Origin of the sequence: Rhizorhabdus sp., from assembly GCF_018006725.1 — a bacterium.
Lineage (GTDB): Bacteria > Pseudomonadota > Alphaproteobacteria > Sphingomonadales > Sphingomonadaceae > Rhizorhabdus.
Genome location: NZ_JAGMXV010000225.1, coordinates 1 through 7,408, shown reverse-complemented (window position 1 = coordinate 7,408; position 7,408 = coordinate 1). Strand labels below are relative to the sequence as shown.

Sequence of the window (7,408 nt, the reverse complement as noted above, 5' to 3'; positions counted from 1 at the left end):
AGATGGAGCAGGCCCAGACCGTGCTCGATACGATCGAGGTCGAAGGCGCCTCGGGCGGCGGCCTCGTCAAGATCCGCGCCAGCGCGAAAGGCCGGATCATCGCCGTCGCCATCGACGACTCGCTGATGGTGCCGGCAGACAAGCAGATGCTCGAGGATTTGATCGTCGCCGCGATCAATGACTGCCGGACCAAGGCGGACGCGGCCTCCAACGCCGAAATGGCGAAGCTGACCCAGGGGCTGCCGATCCCGCCGGGCTTCAAGATGCCCTTCGGCTGAGGCCGGCCGTCGCTGAAACGGCGGACAGTTTTCAGAGAACGGCGCGATGCGGGGCTACCGGTTCGCGCCGTTTCTCATTTCAGGCAGGCGTCGAGACCGAAGCGCTGAACCTGGCCCATGCGGCGCGCGATACGGTCGCCATAGCGGCGGGTATAGCCGGTGGGCGCAATGGCCGCCCGCTTCTTGGGCAGCGGCAGGACGGCGGCAATACGGGCGGCCTCGGCTCGGCTGAGCCGCGAGGCATCATGGCGGAAATAGCGCATCGACCCGGCATTGGCGCCATAGGTGCCGATCCCGGTCTCTGCGACGTTGAGGTAGACCTCCATGATCCGCTTCTTCGACCAGAGCAGTTCGATCAGCAGCGTGAACCAGGCCTCCAGCGCCTTCCGGACATAGCCGCCATTTTGCCATAGAAAGGCGTTCTTGGCGGTTTGCTGGCTGATCGTCGAGCCGCCGCGAATCTTGCGCCGACCCTCGATGTTATTCTCGAGCGCGTTGTACATCGCTTTGAAATCGAAACCGAAATGGCGACAGAAATTGCCGTCTTCGGCGGCGATGGCAGCGACCGCCATGTTTGACGACATGTCGTCGAGCGACATCCAGTCCTTGGTGATGCCGCGTCCGTCGGCCGCGTTGACGAGCATCGTAGCGGTGACCGGCGGCGGGACGAAACGGTAGAGCGCGACCCACAGGATCGAGCCGATCACGAAATAGACGATGCCCCGACCGAGAATGCGGAGCGCTGTGCGGGCGCGGGAGGATTTCGGCATGGCGGCCCGGATATCACCGCTCTGCGCGCAGGATAAGCCCGCTATGCGTCCGGATCAGCGAGAGGCGCGCGGCCTCCAGCCCCTGCAGGCCGCTCATCCGGATGATCTTGTCGGGTTTCGGGCGAACGAAGGGGGGAACCTGCTCGATCCACAGCAGCACGGGGCACTGGCTCAGACGAGTTCTGACCGGCTTGCCCTCGCGCAGCAGGGTGACAGGGAAGCCGTTGAGCTTGGCCAGCCGCTGATAGCCCAGAGCGAAGACCGGTTCCTCCCTCCGCGCGGCGCGCGAGCTGCTGCCGTCGTCGATCCGCCAACCCGAAGCTGCATAGACCTGCGACTGCGGACATTGGTCGACGATGCGGGCAATCTTCTTTGCCCCATTCTGCCAGCCACCGCCAAGACCGCCCACCGCCATCGAGACGATCGCCGATACCACCGCCACTGCGCACAGCGCGTTCGTCCATAGCCGGCTGTCGAGCAGCTTCATTCCGGCCGTTGCCATCAGTGCGGCGGCGAGGACTGCCAGGTCGGCGCTGTTCGAAGTGGTAACCAGCCGGCGCTGTGCGTCGATCTGCAAAATTGCGACGAGCGCCGCGACGAGCGAGATACCGAGCAGGGCCGCAAAGCCGCTGTCATGGCGGGTCCATTTCTGACGGCCGAGATAGGCGCCCGCGATGGCGATCGGGTTGTGCGCCAACGTGCCGATCAGCAGCCCGGTCATTACCGCAAAGGCCGAGGTCGCTTCCAGGTCGATCCAGTTCTGGTACAGGTCGAAATGGCGGCTCCAGGATGGAGCCTGCCAGGAAATGGCTGCCACCACGGCCGCGACCGAGATGGCAAGCGTCAGAATGAGCGACCGGGCCCAGCGCCCCAGGCCACGCGCCATCGCCGCGAGGATCGTCGCCATGGCAAGCACGCTGCCGAACAGCGCCCCACCATAATCCAGCGTGATCGCGGCGATGGTCGCCAGCAGCCCGAACAGCGCGATCCGTCCGTCCTTGCGGCTGCGATAATCCTCCTGAACATAGAGGATGTGGCGTGCGAGCATGATCTGGATCGCGAAAGCCGACAACTGCCAGAAATCGCCACGATAGAGGCCGATGGCATGTATTGTCGCCGGGGCCGACAGCATCAGCAGCAGGAATATTGCGTGAAACTGTCGTTCCTCGGGCAGGCGGTGCATGAAGCTCCGCCCGGCCAATAGCAGGAACAACAGGGCGGGAACGTGCGAGATGAGCCTTGCCACGGCGACAAGGTCGAGCCCCATCCGAGACAGGAGCGATGCCCAGGCATCGAAGACCGGGGGGCGGATATCGAGCGACCATCGCAGATGCGCAAGCGTTTCAATCGGCTTGCCGGCATCGGCCAGATACAGCGTCCAGAGGTCGTCGAACGAGGTACCGTCGAGCAGCGCGGATGCGAGCAGGCAAGCGACCACGGCCGCGATCGACAGCGCCAAGGCGCGGTCGCCATGCCTCGCCCGGCGCGGCGTGTTTTCTTCCCCCGTCATGCACGCGCCAGTAACATGTGGCATGGCACATGTCAGTGGGACAGCTCACAGCGACAAGGAAAGTTCATGGTTCGCCTGGCCATCATAGCGAGCCTGTCGATGGCGCTGGCTGCGGCTGGATCCGCGCTTTCGGCGGCACCGAGGGACTATTGCCCGGACCGTCCCGGCATCGGCAACCCGACCTGCACGATGGACGCCGGAGCGACCTCGGTCGAGGTCGGGCTGGCGGACTGGTCGCGCGACAGCATGAGTGGGAGCGAGCGCACCACGGAGCTGCTGCTCGGCGACCTGCTGGTGCGCAGGGGCATTGCCGGCCATGCCGAGGTGCAGATCGGATGGACCAGTTTCGGCCGGCATGCCGAGCGCGGCCCGCTAGGTACGACATCGCAGAACGGCGTGGGGGATGTCTTTCTGGCTCTCCGTCGCAATCTCAAGAGCCCGGATGGCAGCGGCACGTCACTGGCTGTCATGATCAAGGGCACGCTCCCGACCGGCGGCTTTGCCGCAGGCTCGGGGGACTGGTCGGCGGGTCTCGAGGTCCCGCTGTCGTTCGAACTCAACGACCATCTTTCTTTCGCGTTGATGCCCTCGGTCGAGGCTGCGGTCGACGAGGATCGGTCGGGTCGGCATCTAGCCTATGCCAATGTCGTAGGGCTGACGGACAAATTATCGGATCAGCTCGGCGCAACGATCGAATATCAGCTGGAACGCGATCGCGACCCGTCGGGTCACCAGATGTTTCACGTTGCGGGCCTGTCCATGGGCCTGCAACCCAATGACGATCTGCAGTTCGACTTCGGTGTGAACGCGGGTTTGAACCACGCCGCCACCGATGTCGAACTCTATGCAGGCATATCGCGCCGCTTCTGAATGGCGCCAATCTTGCGCAGAAAAGGGGCGGGGCGAACCCCGCCGATAGGAACGGACTTCAACCTGCGGGCAGCAGGCGCTTTTCTCCGGCGATCCGCATCATCGCTTTCTGCAGCTTGTCGAAGGCGCGGACCTCGATCTGGCGCACCCGCTCGCGGCTCACGCCATAAACCTGGCTGAGTTCCTCGAGCGTCTTCGGTTCGTCGACCAGCCGCCGTTCGACCAGGATATGCTTCTCGCGGTCGTTCAGCGCGGCCATCGCTTCCTGCAGCATGTTGTGCCGCACGGCCTTTTCCTCGACTTCCGCAAGGCGCTCGTCCTGCAGCGGTCCCTGGTCGACCAGCATGTCCTGCCACTCGCCTTCGCCATCCTCGCGCATCGAGACGTTGAGCGAGGCATCGCCGCCCATCGACATGCGACGGTTCATCTGGGTGACCTCCTCTTCGGAGACTCCCAGATCGGTTGCGATCTTGGCCAGATCCTCGGGCTTGAGATCGCCGTCCTCGAAGGCGTCGAGCTTCGACTTCATCCGCCGCAGGTTGAAGAACAGCTTCTTCTGCGCGGCGGTCGTACCCATTTTCACAAGGCTCCACGACCGCAGGATATATTCCTGGATCGATGCCTTGATCCACCACATCGCATAGGTGGCGAGGCGGAAGCCCCGGTCGGGCTCGAACTTCTTCACGCCCTGCATCAGGCCGATATTGCCTTCGGAGATGAGCTCGCTCGCCGGCAGCCCATAGCCGCGATAGCCCATCGCGATCTTGGCGACGAGGCGCAGGTGCGACGTCACCAGCCGGGTTGCGGCTTCGGGATCGCCATGCTCGTGAAAGCGCTTGGCGAGCATATATTCCTCCTCTGCCGTGAGCAGGGGAAATTTCCTGATCTCGGCGAGATAGCGATTGAGGCTCTGCTCACCGCCCAGTGCGGGAATCGTGGCGGGCACGTTCTTACCGCTTGCCATGATCGACTTACTCCCTTCGCGGGCCCAAAGATGCGGCCCGTCTGACCTTGGTGTCGATACGGAGAATCACGCCGTACCGTTCTGTAACATCCATAGCATCTATAAACGCAAATCGCTGAACAAAAGCTGCATGTCGGTCGGAATTTCGCTATCGAACGATAAAGCCGTGCTTGTGATCGGATGCAAGAAGCCCAAACGGGCAGCGTGCAGCGCCTGACGCTTGAATTGCAAACGGTTGAGCAACTCGCGATGTTCCGGCCGGCTGCGGCCATAAACCGGGTCGCCGAGCAGAGGGTGGCCGAGCGAAGCCATGTGTACGCGGACCTGGTGGGTGCGCCCCGTTTCCAGCCGGCATTCGACCAGGGCGGCTGCCCGCAATGGCTCGATCGTCGAGAAATGGGTCACGGCGCGCTTCCCGCGACCGTCGCCGACGATGGCGATCTTCTTGCGGTTGGCGGCCGAGCGGGCGAGCGGGGCGTCGACCGTGCCCTCGGCCGGCCGCGGGCGGCCCGCGACGATCGCCTTGTAGCGCCGGTCGATGCTGTGCCGGGCGAATTGGGCAGCGAGGCCGACATGCGCGGGATCGGTCTTGGCCGCGACCATCAGGCCGGACGTGTCCTTGTCGATCCGGTGGACGATACCGGGGCGTTCGACCCCGCCGATCCCGGAAAGGCTACCCCGGCAATGGTGGAGCAGAGCGTTGACCAGCGTCCCGTCGAGATTGCCTGCTGCCGGATGGACCACCAGGCCAGCGGGTTTGTCGATCACGATCAGATGCTCGTCCTCGAACACCACCGTCAGCGGGATGTCCTGCGCCTCATTATGTGCAGGGGTCGGGTCCGGCATCCGCACCTCGAACGTCGCGCCCGGGGCTACCTTGACCGCCGGATCGCGAATGAGTGCGCCATCGAGAGTAGAAACCTGGCCCGAGGAGATCAAAGCCTTCAGGCGTTCGCGCGAATGGGTAGGCAAAGCGGCCGCGAGCGCGCGGTCGAGCCGCCAGCCGGCCGCGTCGTCGGGCACCCTGGCCGTCAGCGTCGATTTCCCCCCAGTCATCGTCTAGGCATGTGGCGATGCCGGTGCGGATATCAAGAGTGTTGCTGGACGCGATCCTGAGCCGGGCGGCGGCGAGCCCCGGCCTGGAAGTGTGCGGACTTCTGTTGGGCCGGGGAGAAACGGTCGAGCGGGTCGAACATTGCCGCAACGTCGCCGTCGATCCGCATTCCAGTTTCGAGGTCGATCCCGGCGCGCTGATCGCGGCGCATCGGGTTGCGCGGGCCGGTGGACCCAGCCTGCTCGGCCATTATCACTCTCACCCCAATGGAATAGCTGCGCCGTCGGACCGCGACCGCGCGGCGGCCGAACCCGGAAGCTTGTGGATCATCGCTGCGGGCAGTGAAATAAAGGCCTGGCGGGCTGCGTCGAACGGAGGCTTTGCGCCGGTCGAACTCGTCGTGGATTGAACTTCCGCGATTGCCTTGCTCGCGCGCGCAAGGCAGAAGACCCGGCCTGTCCGCCTTTCTCGAGGAACGCTTCTATGGTCAACCGGTCGGCCGATTTCGCCAGCCTGCTCTGCTCGCGGTTGTGCCACGATCTGCTGTCGCCGGTCGGCGCGCTCAACAACGGCCTCGAACTGCTGGCCGACGAGACCGATCCCGAGATGCGCGAGCGCTGCATGGAACTGCTCGCCGAGAGCGCATCAGCCACCGCCAATCGCCTGAAATTCTATCGCCTTGCTTTCGGTGCCGCCGGTGGTTTCGGCGAAGCGATCGATACGCGTGAAACGCGCGCCGCGATCGAGGGGCTGCATGGCAATGGCAAGGTCAAGCTGGGCTGGATGGTCGAAGCGCCCAGCCTGCCCAAGGACTCGACCAAAATTCTGCTCAATCTTGCGCTGCTTGCCGGCGATGCGCTGGTGCGGGGTGGCCAACTCGACATAGCAGCCGAAAATGGCGAGTTGGTAATCCGCGCCGAAGGCCCGCGCGTGGTGCTCGATGCCGAGTTGCGCAATGCGGTCCTCGGCGAGGCGGACCCCGATTTGCTTTCCGCGCGCGCCGCAGCCGCCTGGCTCGTCCACCTGCTCGTCACCGAGGCCGGGGGTGAGGTGCAACTGTCCACACCATCGGAAGGGCTGCTGATGGTCGGCGCGCGTCTTCCTGCCTGAAAGCCGTCCTTTTCACGCACATGTGGCTCTCCCTAAGGTAAATCCCCCATATTGTTGGGCTCCCGAAATGCGCCAATAGGCGCAGCATGATCGAGAGAACCCGGGCCCTTTGAAGGCTGTGAGGCTCCCAGGAGGAGCATCGGGAACTCCCATATGGATGCGCGGGGAATTTCGAGTGGATAATGGACTGCTGAAATCGCTCAATCGATTGCGTATCGCGCTTGACGATACGGTTCGTGAGCTTGAGCTGGCCGTCTGCCAGTCCCACTCCTTTGCGAGCTACGCCGAATTCGGGCGCGACGTCGACATGCGCCGCACCATCATTCAGCGACTCGATGCGATAATCGAGCGACTGGGCGGCCGCCACTGCGATCGCAGCAGCATCGCCGGCCTCATGCGCCGGATCGCGCTCCATTTCGCGAGCCGGATGCTCGACAACGAGCAACTCGTGATCCGTCATCTGGCCCGTGAGGAACGCCGGCTCATCGACAGCATCAGGCTCCTTGCGGCCGCCGAGCATGTGCCGGAGGACATTCGCCGCGAGCTTCACTCGATCCTTCGTTACCTCCATGAGGAGCTGTGCCGGCTGGAAATGATGCGGCGCGTTCCCGGAAGCGCGGCGTACATCGCCCGCTGAGACCATCGACCGTAAACCTCGCCTTAACCCTATTACTGCATGACCCCGAACGAATATCTGTTCGGGAAAGGGTGGCATGGACGATCTGCTCGGCGAATTCGTCGCGGAAACCCGCGATACGCTGCAAGCATTGTCGGGTGAGATCGTTGCCTGGGAAAAGGCGCCGGACGACCGTGCGCGGCTCGATGAGATTTTCCGCTTCGTTCACACCGTGA

General features: G+C 63.9%; 9 protein-coding genes. 5 read left to right on the top strand and 4 right to left on the bottom strand.

Annotation, left to right across the window (positions count from 1 at the left end):
- The first annotated feature begins 2 nt into the window (after positions 1 to 2).
- Positions 3 to 278 (top strand): YbaB/EbfC family nucleoid-associated protein, encoded by a 276-nt coding sequence (locus KAY22_RS21980; protein ID WP_296625332.1) that lies wholly within the window; start codon positions 3 to 5, stop codon positions 276 to 278.
- 74 nt (positions 279 to 352) lie between these two features.
- On the opposite strand, the gene mtgA is transcribed toward KAY22_RS21980, so the two are convergent.
- Complete coding sequence (gene mtgA / locus KAY22_RS21975; RefSeq protein ID WP_296625331.1) at positions 353 to 1,048, bottom strand: monofunctional biosynthetic peptidoglycan transglycosylase; 696 nt, start codon at positions 1,046 to 1,048, stop codon at positions 353 to 355.
- A 13-nt stretch (positions 1,049 to 1,061) separates the two neighbouring features.
- On the bottom strand, positions 1,062 to 2,558 hold the full coding sequence (locus tag KAY22_RS21970; RefSeq protein WP_296625330.1) for a hypothetical protein: 1,497 nt from the start codon (positions 2,556 to 2,558) through the stop codon (positions 1,062 to 1,064).
- Between the two features lie 66 nt (positions 2,559 to 2,624).
- On the opposite strand from KAY22_RS21970, the gene KAY22_RS21965 reads away from it, so the two are divergent.
- Positions 2,625 to 3,428, top strand: a complete 804-nt coding sequence (locus tag KAY22_RS21965; protein ID WP_296625329.1) for a transporter — start codon at positions 2,625 to 2,627, stop codon at positions 3,426 to 3,428.
- Between the two features lie 58 nt (positions 3,429 to 3,486).
- Here KAY22_RS21965 and rpoH read toward each other — a convergent pair whose 3' ends face one another.
- Both rpoH and KAY22_RS21955 read right to left on the bottom strand, forming a co-directional pair.
- Entirely contained in the window at positions 3,487 to 4,392 is a 906-nt protein-coding gene (gene rpoH, locus KAY22_RS21960; RefSeq protein WP_296625328.1) for an RNA polymerase sigma factor RpoH, read from the bottom strand.
- Between the two features lie 99 nt (positions 4,393 to 4,491).
- Positions 4,492 to 5,448, bottom strand: a complete 957-nt coding sequence (locus KAY22_RS21955) for an RluA family pseudouridine synthase (RefSeq protein WP_296625327.1) — start codon at positions 5,446 to 5,448, stop codon at positions 4,492 to 4,494.
- 17 nt (positions 5,449 to 5,465) lie between these two features.
- Between KAY22_RS21955 and KAY22_RS21950 the strand changes: the two genes are divergently transcribed.
- The 3 genes from KAY22_RS21950 to KAY22_RS21940 all read left to right on the top strand — a co-directional run bounded on the left by KAY22_RS21950 (position 5,466) and on the right by KAY22_RS21940 (position 7,193).
- Positions 5,466 to 5,855, top strand: a complete 390-nt coding sequence (locus KAY22_RS21950; RefSeq protein ID WP_296625326.1) for a M67 family metallopeptidase — start codon at positions 5,466 to 5,468, stop codon at positions 5,853 to 5,855.
- Between the two features lie 74 nt (positions 5,856 to 5,929).
- Positions 5,930 to 6,556 (top strand): histidine phosphotransferase family protein, encoded by a 627-nt coding sequence (locus KAY22_RS21945; RefSeq protein ID WP_296625325.1) that lies wholly within the window; start codon positions 5,930 to 5,932, stop codon positions 6,554 to 6,556.
- Positions 6,557 to 6,731: 175 nt separating this feature from the next.
- Positions 6,732 to 7,193: a hypothetical protein gene (locus KAY22_RS21940; protein ID WP_296625324.1), complete on the top strand. Its 462-nt coding sequence runs from the start codon at positions 6,732 to 6,734 to the stop codon at positions 7,191 to 7,193.
- The last annotated feature ends 215 nt before the right edge of the window (positions 7,194 to 7,408 follow it).